The following is a 26390-nucleotide window of genomic DNA, read 5'->3' as shown; positions in this document are numbered from 1 at the left end:
AACTAATAAATTAAGCCGTAACAAGAGGAGCAAGTATGAACTCCCCAGTAAAACCTAAAAACAACAAGGCATTGTTTGCCCTAATACTGGTATTTATCTTACCAGTGGCCGTCGCCAAGCTGGTATTAAGCATGGACTTATACAATGGCGCAGCAACCAATAAAGGCCAACTCATTCCGCCAGAGGTGAGCTATCAAAGCTTATCCATGGAAAACCCGCATCCACAATCTTGGCAGCTGTTATATCTATTACCTAAAGACTGCCTAGAACAATGCCAGCAACGTTTATACGTGCTGCATCAAAGTCACGTGGCTTTAGGTAAACATCAAGATCGCGTCAGCCCTATTATCATGCTGCAACCTGATAGCGATACTGCAATCCTTGAAAAGCTCCAAGTGCCATTTGAAACCGCCAATGCGAGCCAAGCCATCATTGCAATGATGACAGAGCAGCAAATGATTATTGTCGACCCGCTTGGCAGCCTAGTGATGGAATATCCTGGCATCATCGGCGAGCAAGAGAATATGGCTCAAGGCAAATCAATGATTGCCGACTTGCGTAAGTTATTGAAGTTGTCGAGGGTCGGTTAATGGATATAAAAAACCTCCTCAAATTCACCTTGGTATTTACCTTTGCCGTTATTTTGATGGGGGCTTACACCCGCTTATCAGATGCTGGTTTAGGTTGTCCTGACTGGCCGGGTTGTTATGGTCATATTGGTGTACCTAGTGATGCAGCCGACTTGGCTAAAGTAGAAACCAACTTTCCTGAACTCACTGTCGAGCCTGAAAAAGCTTGGCTAGAAATGATCCATCGATACATCGCTGGCACATTGGGTCTGCTGGTATTAACCATTTTAATTATCTGCTTAAAACGTGCTGATGCACCGAAAAAGCTGCCGATCTTCATTTCCGCACTGATCTTATTTCAAGCGGCATTAGGCATGTGGACAGTCACCATGAAACTGATGCCCATTGTGGTGATGGGGCATTTGATTGGCGGCTTTAGTTTATTCGCTTTGCTGTTGTTACTTTATCTGCGCACCAAACCCTTACGGATCCCCGGTGGCGACCACTACGCCAGAAAACTCGGCCCATTGGCGATGGTGAGTTTGGTGGTGTTAGTAATTCAGATCATGTTAGGTGGCTGGACATCATCAAACTACGCGGCGCTCGCTTGTACCACCTTGCCAATATGTGAAGGCAACTGGATGGAAAACTTGCAGTTTGCTAAAGCCTTCTCGCCATTTCAAGGCGATCATCCCAGCTTTGAATATGGCGTACTTGAGTACCCTGCGCGAATGACCATACATGTCACTCATCGAGTTTGGGGCGTGATTACCGCCATCAGTTTATGTTGGCTAGCGTTTAAATTACTCAAAGCACAATCATCAATCATGCGACAAAGTGCATGGGTTTTATTTGCCCTTGTGGTGTTACAAGTGGGTTTAGGCATTAGCAATATTGTAATGCACTTGCCTTTAGGTATTGCAGTCTCACACAACGGCGGCGCAGCGTTACTGTTGTTAACCGTTATCTTCATTAACTATGCGCTGTGGCGTAAAGCATAAGCAAGGATTCTATTATGGCTAAATCACTATCTTTACCCGTAAGCGCGACTAAAACGGCTAACGCAGCCCAAAGCAGCACAGCCAAAGTCGACTCGTTGCAATGGCGCGCTTACTTTGAAATGACTAAACCTAAAGTGGTCGCCCTGATGCTACTTACCGTGCTGGTTGGCATGTGCTTGGCACTCCCAGGCGCCGTGCCGCTGCAACCCCTTGTTTTTGGTATGGTAGGTATTGGCATGATGGCTGGTTCTGCTGCAGCCTATAACCATTTAATCGACCGCCGCATTGATGGCCTAATGGCACGTACTTATAACCGCCCACTGCCTAAAGGCAAATTATCAGCGGTTAAAGCTGTCACTTTTGCCACTACATTAGGCTTAGCTGGCTTTGTTATTTTGTACGCTTTAGTGAATCCACTCACCGCTTGGCTCACCTTTGCCAGCTTGATAGGTTATGCCGTGGTATACACAGCTTATTTAAAACGTGCGACGCCGCAAAATATCGTCATTGGTGGCTTAGCAGGCGCCATGCCGCCACTACTGGGCTGGACAGCAGTGACCAATGAGTTTCATGGTAATGCGCTGTTATTGGTTATTATTATTTTCGCGTGGACGCCGCCACATTTTTGGGCATTAGCGATTCATCGTAAAAAAGAATATGCCAAGGTTGATATCCCAATGCTGCCAGTAACCCACGGCGTTGAATTTACCAAAACCTGTATTTTGCTTTACACCTTCTTGTTAGCTGTTGCCTGTATTTTGCCAGTACTTGTTGGCATGTGCGGCCCTGTATATTTAGTGGGTTCAACCATGTTAAGTTGCGGCTTTATTTATAAAGCATGGCAGCTTAAATTCCATGACAAACCCGGTCTGGCGATGGATGTATTCAAGTTCTCTATCTACCACTTAATGATTTTGTTTTTGGTGTTACTTGTCGACCACTACCTTTGGGTTAATTAATGAAAAAAATCATGCCGCAAATTCTCAGCAATAAAGGGCTAATTAGCAGTAAAGAGGAAGCATTTTGAAAAAGATAATCGCACTGGCTGTGATGATGTTAGGTTTAGGCGTCGCGGTGGCTGTTAATTTTTCGCAGCCTAAGCCACTCGAACTTGCCAGCAGCTATATGTTCGACCAACCAAGAGCATTAGCGCCATTTACATTGCATGACCAACTGGGCAATGAGTTTACTAATCAGCAACTACTGGGCAAATGGAGCTTGGTATTTGTTGGGTTTACTTCGTGTCCTGATGTCTGCCCAACGACGCTGAATAAACTTAATGCGGCTTACCCAGAATTACAGTCGTTATCAGAAGATATTCAGGTGGTGTTTGTATCGGTAGACCCAGACAGAGACTCGCAAACAAAGCGCTTAGATTACATCAACTTTTTTAATAAAGACTTTAAAGCAGTCACCGCAGAACATGCACAGTTATTCCCGTTCACCCGTGACCTAGGCTTTGCCTACGCCATGGTTGGAGACGGCGCGGATTATCAAGTAGACCACAGTGCCAGCTATGTTTTAGTGTCACCCCAAGGGGAAAAATACGCAGTGTTTAAACCCAAACAACAACCAGGGAAGATTCCACAGATTTTAAACAAAGAGCTGGTTGCAGATCTGAAACAGATTATTGAAAGTGCCTAAGACCTTGAATATAAGATGGATATATAACAAAGCCTCAATACGGAAATATTGAGGCTTTGTTGCTAGTTGAAGGCTTAGCGCTAGTTGGCTTTGAAAAAGCTAGAATCAGTGTTTGACATTATCTTATTCTAAAAATCACATTGATCTTTCTTCTTACATTTTTTGATGTCAGATGGTACTAGGTACTGGATCATACATATTCGTCCAATCAAATAATAAATATGTATCAGATTCCCAGGATAATTTCTGACAGGGAACTCCTAATCGTTTAGCTAAGTCCAGCATAGTAGGTTTATATACTTCAGGAAACGCATCCCCAAGAACTATTGAATTTATACATTTTATTAGGTCCACAAATATAAAATCTGTCTTTACTTGCGGGCGCATTAATGTCAAAACAACCCTGAATTCATTCTCATCTTTATAGTCAGGCTGCTTGTTGAATAGCAAAGGTTGTAAATGCACTTTTATATGATTAAGTGCAATATTATGATTACTAGTATTATCTAGTTCAGGTGTAGCGACATCTAATCCGTGTATTTTTGATTTTAAATTAGGTTCATCATAAGATACGTTTCTTGCATTTATAATATGAGTTTCACCATATTGTTCCTGCAGTTGTGCTAGTAACTTTGACTTTGATATAACAATGCAGATGCCACTATGGTTATCTCCATATTGTGACCACATTCTAGATTTTAGAATACTATGTGACACCAAATTTTTATCAATAAACTCATTTTGGCAAAATGAGATAAACTTGATGTCTTTCCACAGTAACTCATCGATTAAACCAGTGAGTTCATCAATTTGAGAACTATGCCTAGCTTCCCACCTCCAACCAGTTGCAGCCGTTTGCTTAGGCTTATATTCTTGAGGATCATTAGTCATAGAAAATCCACCAAGCCTCAGCGAGCATTTATCTAAAATATGTTCGATAGCTGTTTCTTTTCTTGTAAAATGAAACAATGCATCATCAGAAGATAAAAATTCTATTTGCTCATCAAAATAATTGTACTTTAAAAACAAAATCACTCTCCAATAGACTCTTGATTTACTTGAGTAACCTATAGCTACTTAGATAATCCTGCATCATTTAACAGTATATTAAAGTTGTGATGAAAAATAGTGTTGCCTATGGCAAAAAGCGTATGCTAGATAATTATGATGAGAACCCCCAATGTCATCTCCAAACTTCGTTTGAATTAGGATCAAGGTCGTGGCGCTTCGCCCACACCAGACCAAAAGGGAGTGAACGGCAACTCCCTCTTGGAACACCCACCCGCCCCTACGAAATTTTCTGAAAAGCGAAAGATTTCAATGGGGACTTTCATAGCGTTAAACTTTATCAGTAGCCCGCTTCGGCAAGCTACAAAAATCACTAACGCTTCCGATGGGGCGTCCCTTCCCCTCGAAAGCTAGCCAGACATCCATGTCTGGACTCACGTAATTTTCTTGCTTACCTCAATTCAAATTGAACATTTAAGCTTTAAAAATAATTTATCTAGCTATGACAAATGAACTTGCGGGCACCATGATTTCCGTTGGAAGTGTCCGAATGCGTTGAGCTAATTTAGCATGAGGAACAACACTTCGTCGGAGCGGCAAGAGATGGGGGGCGAAGCACCACGACCTTGATTTGGCTTGTGCTCAAGAAATTACTCTTCAATAGCACTCGCTGAAACAATTTATTGAACCGGCTCAGACACAACAAATGAACCTGCGGGCACCATGTTCTCCGTTGGAAGTGTCCGAATGCGTTGAGCTAATTTGCGTGATGGAGGCAGGACGCCGACATAGCCTCAGTTGAGCCATGGATGGCGAGTCTGAGGCGGTAGTAAATTCGCTCATTTAGCATGAGGAACAACACTTCGTCGGAGCGGCAAGGGTGATGCAAGAGGGGGATTGCTGTTGTTTCCCCTCTTGCTCTGGTGTGGGCGAAGCGCCACGACTTTGATTGTGCTTTTGCTCAAAAAGTAAACTTATTTAGCCATCAAGCTAAACCAAAAGCCTAAACCAAAAGGCTATTCTTTTGGCCAACTTCCATCATTATTAGGTCTTACCCAAGCTTGGGAAAACCAATAATAGCCTTTTTGGGTTTTACTCGGTGCAGTGCAGTTATAGCGACTACGACCTGCTGGTAAATTCGCTGGTGCTTGAATACTGAACTCAGTTTCAGTCAACCATGTTGGCTTTTTCGCGCCTTGTCCTTGGACAAAACACATCACCTGATGGGGGTAAATATCAGTGATATCTAACTCGACTTTTAACTCAGGGCGCCAGTTGCCTGAGGTTAATAAAGGATCGGTGATATTTTGCTTAACCACTGGCATGTTTAAGCTCGTAAATTTAACTTTTAAACTATCCAAATCCGCATAAGGTCCTGCCACAGGAAAGCGTGGTAACGCGGTTAAAATGGAATATTTACCCGCTGCGCCTGATTGTTGGCCTAAACCAATAAAGTCATGCTGCTTAAGAATGTTTTCAACGTCGGCATTGTACTCACCATAAGGGTAAGCCAGCATTTTAACGCTCTGACCTGTGTGCTTTTTAATTTCAGCTTCGGTATCTAATAAATTGTTCTCGATACGCGTTAACCATTGCTGATGGTTTTCACCTTCAAGCTTACGATTCAAATGCTCATGCCCCCAACTGTGGTTGGCAATGGTTGCACCATTTTCCGCTAGTTGGTTTATCTGATCCCAGCTCATCATTCCTGCATAGCCTTTTTCAATCGGCTCGATAGAAATAAATAAGGTGTATGAAAAGTTATGCTTAGCTAAAATTGGCGCTGCAGCATCGGCAATGCTCTGATAACCATCATCAAAAGTAATCACAATACTTTTATCGGCTATGGGCGTATCTTGTTTTATTGCATCTACCGCTTCTGTCAGACTTATGATGGTAAACTCATTATCTGCAAGATATTGCATCTGCTCTTCAAATTGCGCCGGTGTCACACTGGTGCTCGCTGGCGATGTTTCGGATACGTGGTGATATTGCAATATCACCACCGCGCTGGCATTAAATGAGAATAACCACATTAATCCCAAGAGACTTTGTTTTAACATAAGATTCCTATGTCCATAAAAGCATTATTATTTAATAGCCAAAAAAACCGTCAGCTATTTGCTTTAGCATTGCCGATGATTTTATCCAATATCACTATTCCGCTATTGGGTTTAGTCGATACCGCTGTCATTGGTCATTTAAGTGAAGCCTATTACTTAGGCGGTGTGGCGCTAGGTAGCACAATTATTACGTTGATTGTCTGGCTATTGGGCTTTTTGAGAATGTCGACTACGGGTCTAGTCGCCCAAGCTTATGGTGCTAATGATAACGTAACTCAGCAAAAATTGCTGGTTCAAGGTTGTAGCTTAGCGCTGATATTCGGTTTTAGTGCCATCATTTTACAGCAACCTTTGCTTGAATTTGCCATGTATCTAAGCCAAGCCAGTGCAGAGGTTAAGCACTTCTGTAGTGAATACGTCAATATTCGTATCTGGTCTATCCCGTTCGCCTTACTCAACTTAGTTCTCCTTGGCTGGCTGTTAGGTAGACAAGCTCCTAAAGCTGCGATGTGGCAACTCATTATCGCTAACATCGTTAATATCATTTTGGATGTGGTGTTTGTCATTGGTTTTGAATGGAACGTAAAAGGCGCGGCTTTAGCCTCGGTTATCGCTGATATTTGTGCTTTTACTGTCGCTGCGGTGATTGTTAAGCGCGCCCTGTATAAGCAAAGAGATTTCAACTTAGGTAAATTATTCGTCCACCTAAGCTTTAAAGGTTACTCGCAATTGCTCAAGCTTAATCGCGACATTTTTATCCGTAGTTTATGCCTGCAAGCAAGCTTTACCTTTATGACCTTTTACGGCGCAGGCTTAGGTGATGACATCATTGCAGCCAATGCGGTATTACTGAACTTATTAATGCTAATTTCCTATGCGTTAGATGGCATTGCTTATTACGCTGAGGCGGAAGTGGGACGCGCTGTTGGACAAAAAAATCTGCCGCTATTGCAAGAATCGGTATTACTGGCAGGCTATTGGTCTGCACTATTTTCTCTGGGTTTCTGCGTTCTGTTTTATTTTGGTGGCAGTGGCATTATCAGCTTACTCACCAGTATCGAAATCGTGCAGCAACAAGCCAATATTTACTTAATTTGGTTAGTGTTTATGCCGCTACTGGCATTTGGATCTTACTTGTTTGATGGGGTTTATATTGGCGCCGCCCAAGGTCGAGCCATGCGAAATAGCATGATAATTGCCACGTTCGTGGTGTTTTTCCCTTGTTGGTATCTGCTGCAAGACTTTGGGAACCACGGTTTATGGGCTGCCATGAGCGCCTTTATGTTGTGCCGCAGCGCCTCACTTGGTCTTCATTACAAGTACAGTCAGGCTTTCAAGCAAATATAGCGTTTCGCAGAGTTGCAAACCAAAAAGATGAGATAAATAAAAAGGCCCTAACGTAATCACAATACGCTAGGGCCTTTCACTATAACTCTGTATTCCCTAGTGCTTAATCCACTAGGGTGTAACCAATCATTTATTAACCAGCTATCTATTAACTAGTTATCTATTAATCATAAGGTTAGCGATTAGAACTTAGATTCAAATGCCAAGCTGAAGTGTCTGCCGTCACCAACCATAACGTCAGTATTAGTACCACCAGCTAAGTAATCAGTGTCGAATAAGTTTTTAATATTAAAACGAACACTCATGTCTGTATTTTTAACAGCAAAAGTGTATGCAGCACCTAAGTCAAAGCGAACATAGTCATCTTTAACAATGGTATTTTGGGTATTCGCAAAACGCTCACCCACATAAATTGCGCCAAAGTTTAATGCAAAATCATCGTTAACTTCATAACGAGTCCAGATGTTTGCAGACCATTCAGGTGCATCAACTGGGGTTTTGCCGTCAAGTTGCTCAGTATCTTCTGCACTGGTTTTGTATTGTGCATCTAAGTACATCATGGATGACGTCATGAATACTCTTTCACTGACTTGACCTTGTGCGCCCATTTCAAAACCACGGTGATGTTGCTTACCACTTTGAGTCGTAATGTACTCATTGTCACCAATTGGTTGTTCAAGCTGTTCACGTACTGTCACGTTTGACACTGTGGTATCGAATACCGCACCGGTTAACAGTAAGCCACCATCATACAGTTCCCATTTAGTCCCGATTTCGTACTGCTCACCGTACTCAGGGTCTAGATCCATACCATCATTTACATCGTTGTCACTGCTCACAACTGACTGTGGGTTGAAACTTTTTGAGTAATTCGCGTAAATACTGCCGTTTGCGCTAGGCGAGTAAATAACGCCAAACTTAGGTGATACTGCGTAACTATTCTCGCCTTCACCGTCTTTCTTTTGCTCATCATAACGAACACCAGCAAGTACTTGCCATTCGTCATTAATGGTCATTAAATCTTGAACATAAAAACCATAGTGTTTGTAGCTAGACTCACTTAAGTTTTCCACTGTGTGGTAGTCTAAATCAGGTTTAGGCACATCTTGACCAGGAACAACCATTTGCGCATCGCCAGTATCACGTTTGGTACCGTAGTAATAATCAAGAATGTTAGCGCCGACTAATAACTGATGCTCCATACCAAAGGCATTCACGATACCCGTAAAGTCCATGTAGCCTGTTTTATACTGCCAATCGTCAAAGCGATCGAATGCTTTAATTTGGTAACCCTGAGTTGGATCCGTTGGATCCATGCCAGCAACCATCGTTGGTGACGAATCTAAACGCTGACGAGTAAAGCTCTGATGGTTGTAACCTGTGGTCAGTTTCCAATCGTCTGAAATGTACCAAGTTAAATCTGCGCCTATATTCTCAATATTGTTATCTGTGAAGGCCCAAGACATATCCCAGATATCTTCACGGTCACCCACTAAGTCTCCGTTATCATCTAACCAACCACCTCTGTCGATGCCAGTTTTATCATCGGTGTAGTCGTATTTAACCGACAACATCACATCTTCGTGTAAGTCGAATTCAAGGTTAAGATAACCTAAAAAGCGATCGCGCTCTTGGTTCTCATCACCATTACCATCTTGGTATTCACGCCAGTACTTAGTGTCTTGCTTAACTAATACTGTGCGGTAACGGATAGATTCAGCTTCGTTAAGTGCGCCACCAGCATCTAATTGAAAGCGAGTTGAACCTTCTTGATCAGTATCAATAGCCACATCAAATAAGCTCTCATAAGTCGGCTTTTTGTTGACCATGTTAATCAAACCGCCAGGACCTGATTGGCCATAAAGCATGCTTGATGGACCTTTTAGTACTTCTACTTGTTGTAGAGTTTCAATCGGCTGTACATAGTGAGAGAACTGTTGTTGGCCATTGATAAGATAGCCACTGCCTGAATCTAATTCGAAACCACGAATGTTGAATACTTGACGGTTCCACTTTTCACTACCGCCAGTCACACTTGAGTCATTGACTAACACTTCAGAAAGGTTTGTCGCAAGCTGTTCATCGGTAACAAAGTCAGGAATGACATTTACTGATTGTGGTGTGTCCATCAAATCAATATCACCGCGCATTGCGCCAGATGATGAACCGACTTTGTAGTTATTGAAGTTCATACCAGTAACTTGAATACGCTCGATATTAGCAACAAAATCTTGACTCGTTTCAGTGTCATTTTGTGCTTCTTCAGCAGCCAATGACGCTGATACTAAACCTGCTACAACAGCAAACGCAATGGGTGAAATTCTCATACAAAGTAGACCTTAATCTGGCAGTAATCGTTAATGAGATGGATTATCATTTGCATTCATCGTTTTGTGAAGTGTTTTCGTAAGCAAGAGTAAAGAAGTGTGAAGGACCGCACTAATGAGAGTAAATTTCATTACTAATGTTGAATATTTATTGCATATTAATAGAAATTAATGTTGCAACCACCAAGTTACTTACCAGAAACACCACCAACCAACAACCAAACCAACAACAGACCAAACAGCAAAGCGCAATCATAACAATAAATTAACAACAGTGTCGAAGATGGAGTCAGTTATTATTTTTGTCGATGTACTTTAAGGTTCAATTCAAAACAAACGAACCTAAAATGAATAGTTATTCAATTGTTAAATATTCGACGCCTGGTTTTTAATGTTAATTTGTGAGCTATTTAACACTATATGCTTCCTTTACACTTCTTTAATTGAACAAGGAAATGAGATTAATTATCATTCCCAAGAATTTTAACGAAGTGCTTTTTGTTGCTTTACAACAAACCGTGCTTTCATCCATTGGCAAATGCCAAGAACACTCTGAGAACATCAACATGAATGTAGTCCCTGCTTTAAAATGGTTTCATAACTGGGTTGGTTTTGTAATCAGCATTTCAATGCTGATTGTATTAGTCACAGGTGTTTATCTTGGCGGTATGGACATGCTCAAAAGAATGGATGACAAAGGACAGCAATATGTTCCGCTAACCATTGAGCAAAAAGCCAAGGCAACTGAGTTTATTTTTGAAAACTACCCTAAAATGGCCAGCGTGCGCTTTCCAACCGAACACACCCCTTACCTTGAAGCGGCAACCCGAGGCGAATCTATCGCTTTTGATAGTGACTTCAACGAAATTCATCATCATAAAGTCTCAGAGATCCCACTGTGGACCACCATGTTCTGGTTACACAGAAACTTCTTATTAGGAGATTTTGGTAAATACTTAAACGCGTGGGCTTCTTTGATTGGCGGGCTAGTCACATTAGTGGGTATTTATCTTTGGTGGCGTATCCGCAAAGGCTTTAGATTAAAACAATCAATTCCTACTGATACGCGCTCAAGTAGCTTAGTGAAAAGCCACATTCAATTGGGCTTATTTATCTCAGTACCATTATTCTTATTATGTATTACTGGTTTTCTAATCACTTATAAAGGTCTGTGGATGGATGCATTAAAGCATACGCCTGTAGCAGAAGTGCAATACCCTATTAGCCAAAAAAGTGACTGGCAGAGCCAACTGCAAACAGCCCAAGATATGTGGCCTGAATCGTTATTAGTTTCAGTAAGCAAGCCAAGACAGAAAAAAACTGAGCCTGGCGCTGAAAAACCTAAAGGACCACAAGAACTGAACTACAGTATTGGTTTTGATACCCACAGCGACGTTTGGTTGCGCCAAGCTGACAGCATCACCATGAATTATGAGCAAGGTAAAATTCAATCAGCGTTATTACATAGTGACAGATCGTTTGCAGGAAAAGTCGCCACGTTTGTTAGACCGCTTCATGATGCGTTAAACATGCCATTTAAGTACGTTGCATTTATCACTGTTATCGCGTTTATCGGTACTGCGATTCTATTATTCAGCGCAGTGACTTTTTACCGCCGTATTTTCAAAAAGAAGCGTAAATAACTGAAACTCAAGCTCAAGCTTAACCTCAACTCAAGCTAAGTTTGCTTCACACAAAAACGGCTTACTGATAACAGTAAGCCGTTTTTGTTTTCTTAAACCTTGAGATTATATCTAACTCACCCTGTGAGATATGGATTAATCTTCAATGAAAGGGGTGACAGTCCCTGCTACCGAGTCATAAACAATCTTGATTTCTGCACGATTTCGGCCTCTAGTATCTCCCAGTGTTCTTAATACATAAGTACATTGCGTCGCACCAGTGCCACCGTCAGCTGTATGACGATATGATTCAAAATCAACATCATCTGATGTATTTCTAATGGCAACGCTAGGTGGGTCTTCTATCAATGCATTCCACAAATCCACACACCCAGCCTGACCTTGACCAATATTAACTGGGTTCCCCATTGGGTTACCTTTGCCTGTGCCTAACGGATAGCCAAAGGCATTCATATCTAAATCATCATTAGCAAAATCGGGTAAATCATTCATTGGCTCACTTCCACCAATAATTTGCCAGCGAGTATGGGCAAAGGTAACAGACTGCTCAAACGAAGCCGCAACAGCCTGAACACGACTGATTTCAGCATCGCGCTTAAGATCGAAAAATTTACTGACTGCAATCACTGAGAGCACAGCCAGAACAATAATCACTACAACCAACTCAATTAAGGTAAAACCTTTTGAACCAGCTGCAACATGATGAGTGTAAGATTTATGAGTATGGGAAGGGTTTGACACACAGTGCTCCTTATCGTCACCTTGTTATAGTTATAACACATGCACAACATTAAGGCGCTTTCTCTCAACCTAAAGAATGAAAAACTTATCCAGCCTGAAAGGTTTTTTACTCATAAAATCAGACGCTTTCTATATTAGGCAACCCAAATAGGCTATTTTTATTTGTATGTATCTCGCTTGTTCATCATGCTGACACCTCGGCCATATACGCTTTTACAAGCATAAAAAAACGCGACCAATTAAGCCGCGTTTTTGTGTCTATCTCATTGATAAAAAATCACCGAAGTGATTACTGGTATGAGTGAGAACCATGCTGGTGATCTGTTACGTCTTTAACGCCAGAAAGTTCACCTGGGAACATGTCTAGTAATTGCTTCTCGATACCATCTTTCAAGGTGATATCAACTTGAGAACAACCATTACAACCACCACCAAACTGAAGTACTGCAGTACCTTCTTCAGTGATTTCAACTAACATGATGTTACCACCATGGCTTGCTAACTGTGGGTTGATTTCTGATTGAATCACATACTCAATACGCTCTTTCAACGGTGCATCAGAAGCCACTTTACGCATTTTTGCGTTAGGTGCTTTAAGCGTTAATTGTGAGCCAAGTTGGTCAGTCACAAAATCAATGCTCGCTTCTTCTAAAAATGGTGCACTCTTTTCATCAACCATGGCACTGAAACCAGTAAATGGTAATTCAGTATCGTCAGCTTCAACAGCATCTGGTGGACAATAAGAAACACCGCACTCTGCTTGAGCGGTACCTGGACTGATGACAAACACACGGATATGAGTGCCTTCAGGTTGATCGGCCAGTAATTTTACAAAATGAGCCTGAGCCGTATCAGTAATGTTGATCATAAAAACTGCTCCGTTGGGTAGTACTTGAGTAAGAACCAACTTAATTAAGAATTGACTTAAATAAGGTAGTACTTGAGTAATTTAGTAGGTTTAGCGACATGATACTCTTAGTTGCCTCGGCTTTATAGTCCTGCATGTGGCAACTGTGACAAAAAATAACCTCTTTCGGTCGGTTTTTAATGGAGATTTAAGGCTAATCACTTTATTGTTATTGCACGGTTTTCTTTTTATGATCTTGTTTCTCCTATGATTAGCTTACATGTCTTGCTCGCTCGTTTGTCAGTTAGAACACTGGTAACTTTTTTTACCTGCCTGCCTTTTATGGCATCTGCCAGTGATATTTCTCCCACTGAGACCCATATTGAGCAACGATTACAAGCAGAAGATATTAATCCCCGCCTCACCCAGCCTGCGCAGTACTTAGGGTATCCACTCGGTGAATGGCATTTGCGTCATGATCAAATAAACCATTATTTGCAATTACTTGCCAGTGAAAGTGAACGAGTATCATTGGATTCAGCAGGCTTTAGTGAAGAACGTCGTGAGCAAGTGACTGCGGTCATTACCTCAGAAAAAAACCAACAAAACCTCGCCGATATCATCGAATACAGAAGCAATATTAAATATGGCACCATGCAAACCAACCACAGCAATAAAAATCCTTTAGTGGTATGGCTTGCGTACTCAATTCATGGTGATGAGGCCAGTGGTGCCCATGCTGCAATCGCATTAAGTCACTATCTTGCAGCGGCCAATACACCTTGGATAAAAGAGTTATTAGACAATACGGTGATATTGCTTACGCCCACTCAAAACCCTGATGGGTTTGATCGCTTTTCAAACTGGGCTAACAATAATAAAGGCAAGGTCATTGTCACTGACAATAACCATCGCGAGCATAACCAAGATTGGCCTGGTGGGCGCTTTAATCACTACCTCGCTGACTTAAACCGAGATTGGTTGTTCTTGCGCCACCCTGCATCACAAGGTCGAGTGGCTTTTTTCCATAAGTGGCAGCCGCACTATGTGGGAGACTTCCATGAAATGTGGCATCAACAATCATACTTCTTCCAGCCTGGTGTACCTGATCGCGTCAACCCGTTAACATTGCCTGCCAATCAAGAACTATCTAACGAGTTAGCCGATTTTCATCGCCAAGCCCTAGATGAAGTTAAGCAGCCCTATTTTAGCGGCCAGATGTTTGATGACTTCTTTTACGGAAAAGGTTCTACCTACCCAGATATTAATGGCGCTATTGGTATTTTGTTTGAACAAGCCAGTTCACGTGGCCAAGCTCAAGACTCTCCAAACGGCGTCGTTACCTTAGCTGACAGTATTGATAATCAATTTGCCACTTCATTATCTAGCCTTAAAGGGGCTCACGCACTGCGTAAAAAGCTTATGGCGTACCAAACTAACTTTTTCTCAAGTAATGTTAAGCGATTCCGTGACGGTACACAGTCAGGCAAATTAGTTAAAGCCCATCATGGTTCAGCGCACATTACAGAGTTGGTTAGTATTCTTGAGCAACATAAAATTAGCTTTAAATATCTAACCCAAGCCTTTGAAGATGATGATATTAACTTCACCCCTCAAGACAGCTTGTTTATTCCTGATAGCCAGCCACAACATGATTTACTGCAGGCTTTATTTGATAAGCGCACCGAATTTAAAGATGAAACTTTTTATGACATATCCACTTGGAACTTTGAGTCTGCTTTAGGCCTTAGCTTGGTCGATGAAGCTAAACCCAGTGACAAATATTTGTCTGATAAGCCCACTTTTAGCATCACGCAATCAAGTTACCCGCAAGACAGTGTGGCGTTAATGATTGATTGGCAACAAGCTGCAGCAGCCCCAATGCTTCAACAACTGTTAAACCAAGGGGTATTAGTAAAGTACGCCTTAAAACCTTTTAGCCTTTATCCACATACGTCAGCTGAATCGACAACTAAATCCGCCAGTAAATCAAAGTCAAAAAAACAGCCGACCGCTTTTATTGCCGGCAGTTTACAAATTCCGCTTAAGCAGCAAGATTTTACTGCAGCGGAGTTAGCTAACATCGTCGCTACTGCAGCTCAAAAACACCAAGTCACCGTTGTCGCTTCAGCCAGTTCACATACGGCAACAGGAATGGATTTAGGCAGTGATGATTTTATTAAAGTAAAACCTGTCACCCCGCTTATCATTACCGGAGCCGATACTAATGCATCTGAGACAGGACAACTTTGGTATTACCTTGATAAAACCTTAGGTATTCCAACCACCATGGTGAACACCGAGCGTTTAGTATCGCTAGATTTATCTGCTTATAGCCATATCTTTATGGCTGACGGTCCCTACAACTTGATAAGTGATGGAACATCTAGAAAACTCGGGAAGTACGTATCAGAAGGCGGCACTATCGTGGCGCAAAAACGTGCCTTAATCTGGCTCAATAAACGTAATATTTTGAATTCTGAACCCAAAAGCAAACGTGAATTAGCCAAGCTCTTTAGCACGACAGGAATGAAGTTTGGTGACCAGTCCAAGCTTAAGGCTCGTCAATCAATCGGCGGCGCAATTGTATCGCTAAAATTAGATAGTACCCATCCTGTAACTTTTGGCTTGCCTAACCCACTGCCTGTAATGAAAAACCGTGAGATTAGCTTTAACCTCACTTCAACGCCGTTTATCGTGGCGGCGGAGTATGAGAATGAGTTATTAGTCAGTGGTTTTCTGGCCAAAGAGTATCAACGCTCATTTGCTAACACACCAGCAATGATTGTTGAAACCAAAGGTAAGGGTAAAGTTGTCGCACTCACCGACAACTTATTATTCAGAAATATTTGGCTTGGATCTGAAAAGGTTTACGCCAACTCACTGTATTTTGTGCCTAACATCTAATTGCTCGTTTCATATCAAGCCTGGTGCTTCAGCTCTTGCTAAGCACCAAGCTTGTACATGTACGTATTCGGCTGTAAACAGTTTGCTGATTTCATTGATAGTGGTGCCAGTTGTCACCACATCATCAATCAGTGCCACTCTTTGATAGGGGATATCTTGGGTTAAACTGAATGCATTGGCGCAATTAATTCGCCTTGCTTTGCCATCGAGACCTGCTTGAGCTTGGGTATCCACATGCCGAATTAATAAGCCGTCATCCATTTTAATCCCCAATTGCTGACTCAACGCATTAGCGATTAACCAAGCTTGGTTAAATCCACGTGATTTTAACCGATTAGCATGTAGTGGTACTGGAATAATCACTTGAGGCAATTGGATGAGCTCTCTCGCCACTAAATCCATCACTCGAATGGCGAGTACCTGAACTAGCGCATGCAATGGTGCGCATTGTTGTTGATATTTTATTCCAGAGATTAACTCACCAAGGCCTTGATGGTAGCTGCAAGGCGCGATGACCCATATAGGCTCGCTTCGCTGACAGTGACCACAATAACGCTGCAGTACTGTCATTGTTTTACCACAACCTAGGCAAGCTTCATCTTGATATAAGCCTGCAATAAGGCAGCTTTGACAAATCCCCGTTTGCGGCCTTTGCTGGCCATATTGATGAATATCCTGACGACACAATAAACAGCGGTTGGGCAGGTTGTGTAAAATGGCATATTTAATCGAACGTAAGCCTTTATAACAGGCTTGTCGGAGTTGCCAATCCATATAATATCCTTATCCTGTATGGCAAATAGCTGAAGACCAACCTTAAGGAAATCTAGTGCAGCCTCAATTACCTAAGCTACACGTTCACACTATTGGTGAAGGCCAAGATCTCATTCTGCTACATGGTTGGGGAGTGAACTCTGCCGTTTTTAGTCCATTACAAACGGCGCTCAGTGAGTATAGAGTGCATTATGTCGATCTGCCCGGATTTGGTGATAGCGTTGAAAATAGCGGTGATATCACTGCTTGGGCTGCACAATTGGCTGAGCAGTTACCAAAAAAAGCCATTTGGCTTGGTTGGTCATTAGGTGGTTTGGTGGCAAGCAAAATTGCTATTAATCATCCTGACTCTGTAAAAGCATTAATCACTGTGGCTTCATCGCCTTGCTTTATGGCTCAAGAGGCGCAAACAGATCCTGACCAAGCAAGTTGGCCGGGAATTGCACCAAAAGTCTTGGCGCAGTTTTCCGAGCAATTACAAGTCAACCTTGCTAAAACGGTTGAACGCTTTTTAGCGATACAAGCCATGGGCAGTGATTCTGCAAAAGATGATATTGTGGCGATTAAGAAACTGGTTTTAGCCAAGCCATTACCTAGTAAGACAGTACTCGACCAAGGATTAGGTATGTTACGGACCGTAGATTTACGCACTCAGCTAAATAATATCCAGCAGCCATGGTTAAGGGTTTGGGGCAAATGTGACGGTTTGGTGCCAAAAAAGATCATCACTATCTTGCCTCAAGCAACAAGTATTAAAGACGTTATTCACAATAAAGCATCCCATGCACCGTTCATTTCACACCCAGAAGCTTTTTTGAGCGAATTACTACCATGGATCAAAAAACATACAGCCTAAACCTATAAAACCACTTGCAAATTGACTATAATTTAAACGTTATTCGTTAATGCTTAAGTGAGTTTTATGCTGGTTGTCACCAATTATCCCCAAGTACCGATTGCGACAAGTAATGTTGCAACCGATCTTGCGCGCGCGGATAACCAACAAGCTAAACCTATATTACCGCCTCAAGAATTATCTAAAGCGCATCAAGAGCGAGCTTATAACCAACAAAATGAACGATTAACTCGTCATGAAATGCTTGAGCAAAAGCAGCAACAAAAGCAATCTGCTGAGCAACAACAAACTCAGCAACAACAAACTCAGCAACAAGTTTTAGGTCCAAAAGGGATTTTTCCACAGTTATTGCGCGTTGCAGCTAATAGCAATCCAACTATTCAGCGCCGTGATATCCAACAGAAAAATGCTCAGTCGACCAATGTTGAAGCAGAGAAAACTACCAGCAAGGATAACTCCCGTGCGATTCAAAGCTTATTATTAAATGACGCCAGCGAAGAGCAATCTAACGCTTTTTACCAACAACTTGGTGAACGTGTCGGTCAATTTTATCAGCAACAAACAACGCCTTCAGATCAGAACCAACTGTTTGCCTTAGTGTAAATAAACCATAGTGTAAATAAACCATAGTGTAAATAAACCATAGTGTAAGCAACCCATTCAGCTCATTACTGTCTTTATTGGCGAGCAGCTTAAGTATCTAACGCTCACCTTGCCATTTATATTTACAGGCTGAAACTGTAACCCCTTACTATTAATTGACTATCCCCTCTAATTACCAATTTTTATTTGATAATATTTCAAACATTACCCTGTTTAATCGTTTTGCAAATAAGCCTACTATAGTTTCATCAAACGAAAACACACTCAGATGATTACGTTGTTTCTGTTTCAAACTCACAAGCTATAGGACATCTCAACAATGACTAAATTAACTATCGTTGCCAACATTATTGCGAAAGCTGACAAAGTTGAACTCGTTAAAACAGAGTTATTAAAGCTGATTGAAATCACTCGTGCGGAAGCGGGTTGTATTAGTTATGACTTACATCAGGACAATGAAAATCCTGCTCATTTCATGTTTTATGAAAACTGGGAAACGCGTGAGTTATGGCAAACGCACATGGGTAACACACATTTGGAGCAATACATGGCTGCGACTGAAGGCGCTGTTGAGCAATTCATTTTAAATGAAATGACCCAAATCGCATAAGTTCAACTTCATCATCCCCACATTTTTATCGCTAGCTTATTTATGCGCTAAATCCTCATTGATTTAGCGCTTTTTTATTGCGCCTATATTGTTTTCCCAATACCAATAAAAGAGTCGTTTAGGGGACTTTCTGGCAATACAGCTTCTGTCATGGACATATTCGATTTTCGACAAGCCTCTACCAAGCCCCCTTCGGAAGCTGAATGATTACTATCTCATATTACTAAAAGCTGACCTCGAAATAACGGTACTTATTGCACTTTATTCATAGGTATGACTTTTTCAAGCTTACCCATTGATTCAGCGAGTAAATGAAATACAAAAACGATTAACTAACGGGTTTCATAAGCTATCTAACATCAGCTCCTACAACCTTCCCCAATTATGATAATAATCTTTTTAATTCAGCATTTATATTTCATCAAGACGTATTATTGAGTATTACTAACTATATAATTATATTGGAGTAGCAAATCAATTTGACGCAGATGAGGGAGGCAAAGATGACAATATCAAAGTATATTTTTGCCGCTGTTATTGGCTGTCTATTAGGTAGTACTTTCATTGTAAAACATACACTTGCCAAAGATATCGTGATTCTTAACCACCCCGCCTCAGAAAATGACTCTCGATACCAATATAGCTTTGAATTAATGCAGCTGATTATGGAGCAAACTAAAGCAGATTTTGGTGACTGGGAGATTACCCATTCTGAAGTCTTTATGACACGAGATAGGGTATTAAATGAACTCATCTCTGGAGAATTGATTAATGTGATGGCTGAAGCCCCAAAAATGGGCTGGAATGAGTCATTAATCCCTATCAAACTGCCCATTCGAAAAGGTATTCAGGGCTTCAGAGTTTTCATCATTAAGCAGCAGCACTATGAAGACTTCCAAAAAATTCAAACTTTAGCGCAACTTAAAAACTACCCAACAGGATCAGGATCATTTTGGTCGACCAGAAAAGCAATGGAATTAGCTGGTTTCGATGTGGTTGTGGGTTCAAGTTATGATGGACTATTTCATATGCTTGAACGCGGACGATTTACCAGTTTTGGCCGAGGGATCAATGAAGCTTTTGATGAATTAGACAGTCACACACAAGCTTTTCCCAATCTAGTGTTAGACGATAAAGTGCTATTGTATATACCACTGATCACGATTTTCTATGTCTCCCCTAATCAGCCTAAACTAGCAAAACGAATAGAAACAGGAATGAAGCGCATTATTGCTAACGGCCAATTTGATCAGGTTTTTTATCAGCAATATTGCCAACTTATTCATAAGACGCAGTTGAATAAGAGAGTGATTTTCGAAATCGATAACCCTTTGATGAAAAAAGACGAATTATTGCGTATGAGGCAGCAAGGCTTGATGCTTTCGCCAACAATGAACTTTGATGAAGTTTGCCAAATTTATACTGACTAAACTGAGCATTTATCGTTATTAAAACAGTCAATAAACAATCTAAGCTCAAAACTAAAGGCTCTAAAACTTAAAACCTCAGATAACAGGGTTATCTGAGGTTTTTTATAAACTAATGACTAATGACTAATGACTAATCGTCAGTACTTAAGCAGTTATTTCTTTAATTTGGCAAAGGCATTAGCAAAGGCATCACCCATTGCCGCATTGGCAGGGGCTTTAGCCTGCTTACGTTGACCGCCCTTAGCTACAGGCTTATTACCAGCAGACTTACTTGGCTGGCCTTTATTTGATGAAGCAGGCTTGTTACTGCTCGCTTTAGCTTGTACTGGCTCATCTAAGCGCATACTTAATGCAATGCGGCGACGCTCAGTATCAACTTCCATCACTTTCACTTTAACCACATCACCTGCTTTAACTATGGTGTGAGGATCGCTGACAAATTTGTCAGTTAACGATGAGATATGCACTAAACCATCTTGATGAACACCCACATCAACGAATGCACCAAAGTTAGTCACGTTGGTCACCACGCCTTCAAGGATCATTTCGAGTTTAAGATCTTTTAACTCTTCAACACCTTCTTTAAAGCTAGCTGTTTTAAACTCTCCACGAGGATCTCGCCCAGGTTTATCAAGTTCAGCCAAGATATCGGTAATGGTGGGTAAACCAAAGTCTTCAGTGACAAATTCAGCGGCATTAAGTTGAGATAACAAATCAGTATTACCCATCAACTGCTCAATAGTTTGCTGTTTTGCCTTAGCAATCGATTCCACTAATTTATAAGCTTCAGGGTGAACAGAAGAGCCATCTAATGGGTTTTTCGCTTGATGAATACGTAAGAAACCAGCCGCTTGCTCATAAGCTTTAGGCCCTAAACGTGCCACTTTTAATAACTGTTTACGTGATTCAAACTTGCCATTCTCATCGCGATAGTTAACGACATTTTTAGCTAAGGTTTTATTGAGACCAGCCACTTGAGCCAGCAATGGCGCTGATGCCATGTTCAAATCGACCCCAACACCGTTTACACAGTCTTCAACCACAGCTTCAAGAGAACTCGATAATTGGCTTTGACTGACATCATGTTGATACTGACCGACTCCAATTGATTTTGGTTCAATCTTCACCAGCTCTGCTAGCGGATCTTGTAATCGACGAGCAATGGACACTGCGCCACGAATCGAAACATCAAGATTTGGGAATTCATCCGAAGCAAGTTCAGAAGCTGAATACACAGAAGCACCTGCTTCACTAACCATAATCTTGGTCAATTTAGGGTGGGTTTCTTTCATAAAGCTAATCACTTCGGCGGCTAACTTGTCAGTTTCGCGAGAAGCGGTGCCATTACCAATGGCAATCAGCTCAACCTTATGCATTTTAACTAGGTTAGCCAAAGTACGGATCGACTTATCCCATACGTTTTGAGGCGCATGAGGGAAGATGGTGGTGTGGGTAACAAACTTACCCGTGTTATCCACAATGGCCACTTTAACGCCGGTACGAAGCCCAGGATCGAGCCCCATTGTTGCTTTAGCGCCTGCAGGTGCTGCCATAAGCAAGTCACCTAAATTGCGAGCAAATACATTAATCGCTTCCGCTTCAGCACGTTCACGCATTTGGCTAATGAACTCGGTTTCCATTTGCAAGGCAATTTTCACCCGCCAAGTGGCCGTGACCACTGTTTTTAACCACTGATCGACTTCAGAATCGCTCAATTTTAAATTAAAGTGCTCAGCAATAATCACCACACAATAGCTACTTTGAGCCACTTCTGCTTTAGGATCGGCGTTCATTGATAAACTCAATACACCTTCATTACGTCCTCTAAGCATGGCTAACGCACGGTGTGACGGAACCTTAGTGATCGTTTCAGTATGTTCAAAATAATCGCGGAATTTCGCGCCTTCTTTCTCTTTACCTTTTACCATGCGGCTTTCAAGTACTGCTTGCTGACGCAAATGCTTACGTACCTTTTGTAATAAATCTGCATCTTCAGCAAAGCGTTCCATCAAGATAAAACGGGCGCCATCAAGGACAGACTTAATATCTGCAAAGCCAGCTTCAGCATTAATAAATTCGCTCGCTTTAGCATCCAATTGGCTTTGACGGTTAGCTAACAAATATTCAGCCAGCGGCAATAAACCTGCTTCAATCGCAATTTGGCCTTTAGTACGGCGCTTAGGTTTATAAGGTAGGTAAAGATCTTCAAGACGGGTTTTGCTATCAGCAGTATTAATGGCCTGCTTTAACTCTGGGGTAAGTTTACCTTGGGTATCGATACTAGAAAGAATCACTTGCCTTCTTTCAGCTAATTCCCGCAAATAACCTAAACGGCTGTCTAGAGTACGTAATTGGGCATCATCTAAGCCCCCAGTTGCCTCTTTACGATAACGAGCAACAAAAGGAACGGTAGATCCATCATCAAGTAACGCGATAGTCGCTGAGACTTGTTGCTCACGAACATTGAGTTCTTGAGCGATAATTTGAGCAATACTAAGCATAAGGGTCTTATTCGGCGTTGAATAACAAATATCGCCCAAAGATAGCATAATCAGCCAAAAACGTTTATTGAGTTTGTGCTTTTTCGTCTTATTTTACTTGTAAAATCACACTAACATTGACTTAAAGGCACGTTAAATTATTTGAATGATATGTCTCATATGCGACATATATATTTAGAATACTACTTTGCAGGTATAAACAATTAATAATATCCTAATTATATTATATCGACACAATTAATAATCATTCTCAATTGTATCAGCTGATACATTTATTTAATCTCAAACTTATAGCATTCAAATGGATTTTAATTTTAGGCTTTCAACATAATCAGTTGGACTACTCCCTATAGTGCTTTTGAAGTGGCGACTAAATGTTGATAAATTTTTAAATCCGCATTCATAAGCTGTTACTTTTACATTGAGATCATTTTTACTTAATATTGAAATAATATAATTAGCTCTGACTTTTTTTATTATACCTTTTACACAACAACCTTCAGCCTTCACTTCACGCTGCAAACTACGTGCGGATATTCCTAACCTATTAGCCAAAGAAACCAGGCTTAATTCTGCCGGTGGAATCGTTTTCGCTGCAGCGTTAATTCGTTCTATATTAGAGATGCTATTCTCATTATAAGGCAGCATTTTTATCCCATCTCGATGATCTTTTTTGACAAAAACAGATAGGTTTTCGCAATTAAATTTCACATTAGCCATTAATTCAACGTTACTTCCATAAAAACCACTACTAAAAGGCAACTCAATGATTAAGCTGGATTTATCTTCATTTTCCAGTTTTAAAACATGCATTACAGATGCATATATAAAAAGATCGCCATACTTAGCCGCTAGACTTTTCTTGGCTCGTTTTGATACTAAGCCAACACTATCGTCAGTCTCAATGCTGTGCCAATTAACATCTGAAATCTGGTTATAAAATTGGGTAAAGGCAAGCAACTTACTGGCATTACTCACATTACTGGAAAAATCAATTTTAGTGAAACTTTCAATTCTTTGAATAAAGTTCTTTACAAAATCAAAGAAAAAAATATGGTTACTGGTATTCTGTTCAATAAAATTAAATAAGTTAGTTATAGTATAAAAACCTATTAAATCCTCATCTGACAAATATTGAAAATGCGAATATTCATCAGGCAGTTCAAAATTAATTAACTCACAATATTCACATACCATTTTAGTATGAATTGCTGGCCTACATTTATATTTGATCATATTTGTAACTTTTATTTAAACGAATAGTAATACCAAAATATTTTAATTTTTTTTGCCAGCCCTGATACGGATCTGGATCACAAATGTCGTATTTTGATAATCGCTATTCTTCGATTTGAAAATCAGATATCTCTAAAATACCCCCTATTGATTATTCCATTTTTATAAATTCGATTTAATAAGGTCTGGTGACATGATGAACTGGTGTCGAAACATCCTAGCTTCTATCAGTGTAATACTTTACTTATGTACATTTAATGCCGCTGCTGCGCCATGGGATGACATGACGGGTGACGAGGTTTCTCAAAAACTCGTTGAGAAGTTCGCTGAAGGTAAGTATTCCCCTAAAGGCGCTGATAGCTGCTTAATGTGTCACCAACGCACTGAAGGTGTCGCTGACATTTTCAAAGGCGCTCATGGCGACTTAACCAGTAAAGATTCACCAATGGCGGGCCTGCAATGTGAAGCCTGTCATGGTCCTCAAGGCAACCACAACCGTGGCGGCAAAGAGCCTATGATTCAATTTGGCAAAAACAGCAAATTGGATGCACCAACCCAAAACACTGTCTGCCAAGGTTGTCATAACGACCCAGAGCAAATGGCTTGGCACAGCAGCACCCATAATCTGGAAGAGATTGCCTGCGCCGATTGTCACGTGGTTCATGCCGCGAAAGACCCAGCTTTAGACAAGCTCACCGTTAATGATACTTGTACTTCATGTCACACCCGCGAAAAAGCGGACATGAACAAGCGCTCTGCTCACCCAATGAAGTGGGACCAGATGACCTGTATCGATTGTCACTCTCCACACGGCTCTATGTCTGAAAGCGCACTCAACAAGCCAACCGTTAATGACACTTGTTATAGCTGTCACGCTGAAAAACGCGGCCCAATGTTATGGGAGCATGCACCTGTCACTGAAAACTGTGTCACTTGTCATAACCCACACGGTAGCGTTAACGAAGGCATGCTCAATAACCGTGCCCCTCAGTTATGTCAGCAATGTCACGCTGATGACGGCCACGCAAGTCGCGTTGTACTACAACCTGGAATGGATGCCTTTGGCGGCGGAAAAAGCTGCTTGAATTGTCATAGCCAAATCCATGGTTCTAACCACCCAGCCGGCAGCTTACTGCAGCGCTAATTAGGAGCCATAACATGAACTGTAAACTGAATTTAATTACCGCTTCTTTATTGGTTGCATCAGCGCCATCAATGGCGGCTAACTTTGCCGTCGGTAATGCCAACACTGACAACCTTAATCAAGAAAAGTATGAGTGTAAGCGTTGTACTAACACAACCGGATATAGCGGTAGTGTGGATATCTCAGCAGGCTACATCGACAGCGACGATGTCCACGCTGCCAATGCATTAGGGACTGACCAAGAGGGCTTTGTCACTGCCGTCAGTGGTGATATTGAATACCAAGGCGAGCAGGGTTACCAAGCACGCATTCAAGCCCATCAACTCGGATTTGAAAACAGCACTGCTAACATCAGTGTGGGTCAAAAAGGCTTGTTTAATGTCGATGCTGACTACTCACTGATTACCACTTATCAATCGGGTGATGCGCAAAGTAATCTGTATTACGATGACGGCATGATGGTGCCTGGCGACACTTATGTGTTCGAGCTTTCACAGCAACGTGAAAAAGTCGGTATTGGCGCGGATTTCAATCAAGACTTTTATCAAGGCTATGTCCGCTTCGATACCGAAGATAAAACCGGTTACAAGAGCAGCAGCTTAGTCAGCCCAAGCCCGGTTAACTTTGGTCAACGTGTAGACTCAACCACTGATTCATTTACCGCAGGCGCTGCGTTAACCGGTCAAAATTGGTTAACTGAGCTGAGCTACTTTGGCAGTCAGTATAAAAACAATACCGACCACTTAAGCCTGCCAACCTATTACGATGTCTACGCGGCAACACCCGATAACCAAGCACACCAAGTGTCGTTATCCGGTCAGTACCAACTTGACCGCACTGTCATGTCTGGCCGCTATATTGTCGGTCGGATGATACAGGATGATGACTTAATTCAAGTGGCGGGCAACCCAATCCAAAACTGGGATGGCGAAGTGGATACTACCGATGCCAACATCCGCATCACTTCAATGCTCAGCAACCGTTTACGTGTTGGCGGTAGTTACGACTACAGCAACCGTGAAAACAACAGCTCAGTGTTTGAATTCCAGCAGTACAACTTCGATAGCGTCAGTGGCACCTTTAAAGAAAACGTCGCCACGGATGTGGAGCGTTCAACCTTCAAAGTGAATGCCAGCTAC

General features: G+C 41.6%; 21 protein-coding genes. 13 read left to right on the top strand and 8 right to left on the bottom strand.

Annotation, left to right across the window (positions count from 1 at the left end; all coding sequences use genetic code 11):
- The first annotated feature begins 35 nt into the window (after nt 1-35).
- From L2735_RS04925 to L2735_RS04910, 4 genes are all read left to right on the top strand, one after another.
- Nucleotides 36-590 carry a hypothetical protein gene (locus L2735_RS04925; protein WP_248983651.1) on the top strand — a complete coding sequence of 185 codons (555 nt, stop codon included), beginning with the start codon at nt 36-38 and terminating at the stop codon, nt 588-590.
- Nucleotides 590-1570, top strand: coding sequence for a COX15/CtaA family protein (locus tag L2735_RS04920; RefSeq protein ID WP_248983650.1), 981 nt, complete (start codon nt 590-592; stop codon nt 1568-1570). The genes L2735_RS04925 and L2735_RS04920 overlap by 1 nt, the downstream gene beginning before the upstream one ends.
- A gap of 14 nt (nt 1571-1584) precedes the next feature.
- Complete coding sequence (gene cyoE, locus L2735_RS04915; protein WP_248983649.1) at nt 1585-2529, top strand: heme o synthase; 945 nt, start codon at nt 1585-1587, stop codon at nt 2527-2529.
- A 61-nt stretch (nt 2530-2590) separates the two neighbouring features.
- Nucleotides 2591-3214 carry an SCO family protein gene (locus tag L2735_RS04910; RefSeq protein WP_248983776.1) on the top strand — a complete coding sequence of 208 codons (624 nt, stop codon included), beginning with the start codon at nt 2591-2593 and terminating at the stop codon, nt 3212-3214.
- A gap of 168 nt (nt 3215-3382) precedes the next feature.
- Here the strand turns inward: L2735_RS04910 and L2735_RS04905 are convergent, their stop codons facing one another.
- Both L2735_RS04905 and L2735_RS04900 read right to left on the bottom strand, forming a co-directional pair.
- Nucleotides 3383-4243 carry a DUF2971 domain-containing protein gene (locus L2735_RS04905; protein WP_248983648.1) on the bottom strand — a complete coding sequence of 287 codons (861 nt, stop codon included), beginning with the start codon at nt 4241-4243 and terminating at the stop codon, nt 3383-3385.
- Nucleotides 4244-5238: 995 nt separating this feature from the next.
- A complete protein-coding gene (locus L2735_RS04900; protein ID WP_248983647.1) occupies nt 5239-6285 on the bottom strand; it encodes a polysaccharide deacetylase family protein in 1047 nt (348 codons plus the stop codon).
- A 9-nt stretch (nt 6286-6294) separates the two neighbouring features.
- On the opposite strand from L2735_RS04900, the gene L2735_RS04895 reads away from it, so the two are divergent.
- Entirely contained in the window at nt 6295-7632 is a 1338-nt protein-coding gene (locus tag L2735_RS04895) for an MATE family efflux transporter (protein WP_248983646.1), read from the top strand.
- Nucleotides 7633-7814: 182 nt separating this feature from the next.
- On the opposite strand, the gene L2735_RS04890 is transcribed toward L2735_RS04895, so the two are convergent.
- Nucleotides 7815-9959 (bottom strand): TonB-dependent siderophore receptor, encoded by a 2145-nt coding sequence (locus tag L2735_RS04890; RefSeq protein WP_248983645.1) that lies wholly within the window; start codon nt 9957-9959, stop codon nt 7815-7817.
- A gap of 455 nt (nt 9960-10414) precedes the next feature.
- On the opposite strand from L2735_RS04890, the gene L2735_RS04885 reads away from it, so the two are divergent.
- Nucleotides 10415-11602, top strand: coding sequence for a PepSY-associated TM helix domain-containing protein (locus L2735_RS04885; protein ID WP_248983644.1), 1188 nt, complete (start codon nt 10415-10417; stop codon nt 11600-11602).
- A 135-nt stretch (nt 11603-11737) separates the two neighbouring features.
- Here L2735_RS04885 and L2735_RS04880 read toward each other — a convergent pair whose 3' ends face one another.
- Nucleotides 11738-12343 carry a prepilin-type N-terminal cleavage/methylation domain-containing protein gene (locus L2735_RS04880; RefSeq protein ID WP_248983643.1) on the bottom strand — a complete coding sequence of 202 codons (606 nt, stop codon included), beginning with the start codon at nt 12341-12343 and terminating at the stop codon, nt 11738-11740.
- 289 nt (nt 12344-12632) lie between these two features.
- Nucleotides 12633-13211, bottom strand: coding sequence for a Fe-S biogenesis protein NfuA (gene nfuA, locus L2735_RS04875; RefSeq protein ID WP_220753229.1), 579 nt, complete (start codon nt 13209-13211; stop codon nt 12633-12635).
- A 321-nt stretch (nt 13212-13532) separates the two neighbouring features.
- Between nfuA and L2735_RS04870 the strand changes: the two genes are divergently transcribed.
- On the top strand, nt 13533-16097 hold the full coding sequence (locus L2735_RS04870; protein ID WP_248983642.1) for a M14 family metallopeptidase: 2565 nt from the start codon (nt 13533-13535) through the stop codon (nt 16095-16097).
- A 9-nt stretch (nt 16098-16106) separates the two neighbouring features.
- Here the strand turns inward: L2735_RS04870 and L2735_RS04865 are convergent, their stop codons facing one another.
- Entirely contained in the window at nt 16107-16871 is a 765-nt protein-coding gene (locus tag L2735_RS04865; RefSeq protein ID WP_248983641.1) for a ComF family protein, read from the bottom strand.
- Nucleotides 16872-16926: 55 nt separating this feature from the next.
- Between L2735_RS04865 and bioH the strand changes: the two genes are divergently transcribed.
- From bioH to L2735_RS04845, 4 genes are all read left to right on the top strand, one after another.
- Nucleotides 16927-17727 (top strand): pimeloyl-ACP methyl ester esterase BioH, encoded by an 801-nt coding sequence (gene bioH / locus L2735_RS04860; protein WP_248983640.1) that lies wholly within the window; start codon nt 16927-16929, stop codon nt 17725-17727.
- A 66-nt stretch (nt 17728-17793) separates the two neighbouring features.
- Entirely contained in the window at nt 17794-18330 is a 537-nt protein-coding gene (locus L2735_RS04855) for a hypothetical protein (RefSeq protein ID WP_248983639.1), read from the top strand.
- Nucleotides 18331-18649: 319 nt separating this feature from the next.
- Nucleotides 18650-18940: a putative quinol monooxygenase gene (locus L2735_RS04850; protein ID WP_248983638.1), complete on the top strand. Its 291-nt coding sequence runs from the start codon at nt 18650-18652 to the stop codon at nt 18938-18940.
- Nucleotides 18941-19443: 503 nt separating this feature from the next.
- Nucleotides 19444-20370, top strand: coding sequence for a hypothetical protein (locus L2735_RS04845; RefSeq protein ID WP_248983637.1), 927 nt, complete (start codon nt 19444-19446; stop codon nt 20368-20370).
- A 152-nt stretch (nt 20371-20522) separates the two neighbouring features.
- Here the strand turns inward: L2735_RS04845 and L2735_RS04840 are convergent, their stop codons facing one another.
- Nucleotides 20523-22871, bottom strand: a complete 2349-nt coding sequence (locus tag L2735_RS04840) for a Tex family protein (protein ID WP_248983636.1) — start codon at nt 22869-22871, stop codon at nt 20523-20525.
- A 297-nt stretch (nt 22872-23168) separates the two neighbouring features.
- The gene (locus L2735_RS04835; protein WP_248983635.1) at nt 23169-24107 is read right to left on the bottom strand and encodes a helix-turn-helix transcriptional regulator; all 939 of its coding nucleotides are present in this window, start codon (nt 24105-24107) and stop codon (nt 23169-23171) included.
- A gap of 196 nt (nt 24108-24303) precedes the next feature.
- On the opposite strand from L2735_RS04835, the gene L2735_RS04830 reads away from it, so the two are divergent.
- Both L2735_RS04830 and L2735_RS04825 read left to right on the top strand, forming a co-directional pair.
- Entirely contained in the window at nt 24304-25251 is a 948-nt protein-coding gene (locus L2735_RS04830) for a DmsE family decaheme c-type cytochrome (protein WP_248983775.1), read from the top strand.
- A 14-nt stretch (nt 25252-25265) separates the two neighbouring features.
- The coding region (locus tag L2735_RS04825; protein WP_248983634.1) for an MtrB/PioB family outer membrane beta-barrel protein at nt 25266-26390 on the top strand (1125 nt) is incomplete at its 3' end.

The sequence above is a fragment of the Shewanella olleyana genome (genome assembly GCF_023283825.1).
GTDB lineage: Bacteria > Pseudomonadota > Gammaproteobacteria > Enterobacterales > Shewanellaceae > Shewanella > Shewanella olleyana.
Note: the sequence above shows the minus strand (reverse complement) of the source record. Positions and strands in the feature narration are given on the sequence as shown.

Coding starts and splice junctions, on each gene's coding strand:
- L2735_RS04925 (WP_248983651.1), top strand. CDS start 36: ATGAACTCCCCAGTAAAACCTAAAAACAACAAGGCATTGTTTGCCCTA.
- L2735_RS04920 (WP_248983650.1), top strand. CDS start 590: ATGGATATAAAAAACCTCCTCAAATTCACCTTGGTATTTACCTTTGCC.
- cyoE (WP_248983649.1), top strand. CDS start 1,585: ATGGCTAAATCACTATCTTTACCCGTAAGCGCGACTAAAACGGCTAAC.
- L2735_RS04900 (WP_248983647.1), bottom strand. CDS start 6,285: ATGTTAAAACAAAGTCTCTTGGGATTAATGTGGTTATTCTCATTTAAT.
- L2735_RS04895 (WP_248983646.1), top strand. CDS start 6,295: ATGTCCATAAAAGCATTATTATTTAATAGCCAAAAAAACCGTCAGCTA.
- L2735_RS04890 (WP_248983645.1), bottom strand. CDS start 9,959: ATGAGAATTTCACCCATTGCGTTTGCTGTTGTAGCAGGTTTAGTATCA.
- L2735_RS04885 (WP_248983644.1), top strand. CDS start 10,415: ATGAGATTAATTATCATTCCCAAGAATTTTAACGAAGTGCTTTTTGTT.
- nfuA (WP_220753229.1), bottom strand. CDS start 13,211: ATGATCAACATTACTGATACGGCTCAGGCTCATTTTGTAAAATTACTG.
- L2735_RS04870 (WP_248983642.1), top strand. CDS start 13,533: ATGGCATCTGCCAGTGATATTTCTCCCACTGAGACCCATATTGAGCAA.
- L2735_RS04865 (WP_248983641.1), bottom strand. CDS start 16,871: ATGGATTGGCAACTCCGACAAGCCTGTTATAAAGGCTTACGTTCGATT.
- L2735_RS04855 (WP_248983639.1), top strand. CDS start 17,794: ATGCTGGTTGTCACCAATTATCCCCAAGTACCGATTGCGACAAGTAAT.
- L2735_RS04850 (WP_248983638.1), top strand. CDS start 18,650: ATGACTAAATTAACTATCGTTGCCAACATTATTGCGAAAGCTGACAAA.
- L2735_RS04845 (WP_248983637.1), top strand. CDS start 19,444: ATGACAATATCAAAGTATATTTTTGCCGCTGTTATTGGCTGTCTATTA.
- L2735_RS04840 (WP_248983636.1), bottom strand. CDS start 22,871: ATGCTTAGTATTGCTCAAATTATCGCTCAAGAACTCAATGTTCGTGAG.
- L2735_RS04835 (WP_248983635.1), bottom strand. CDS start 24,107: ATGATCAAATATAAATGTAGGCCAGCAATTCATACTAAAATGGTATGT.
- L2735_RS04830 (WP_248983775.1), top strand. CDS start 24,304: ATGAACTGGTGTCGAAACATCCTAGCTTCTATCAGTGTAATACTTTAC.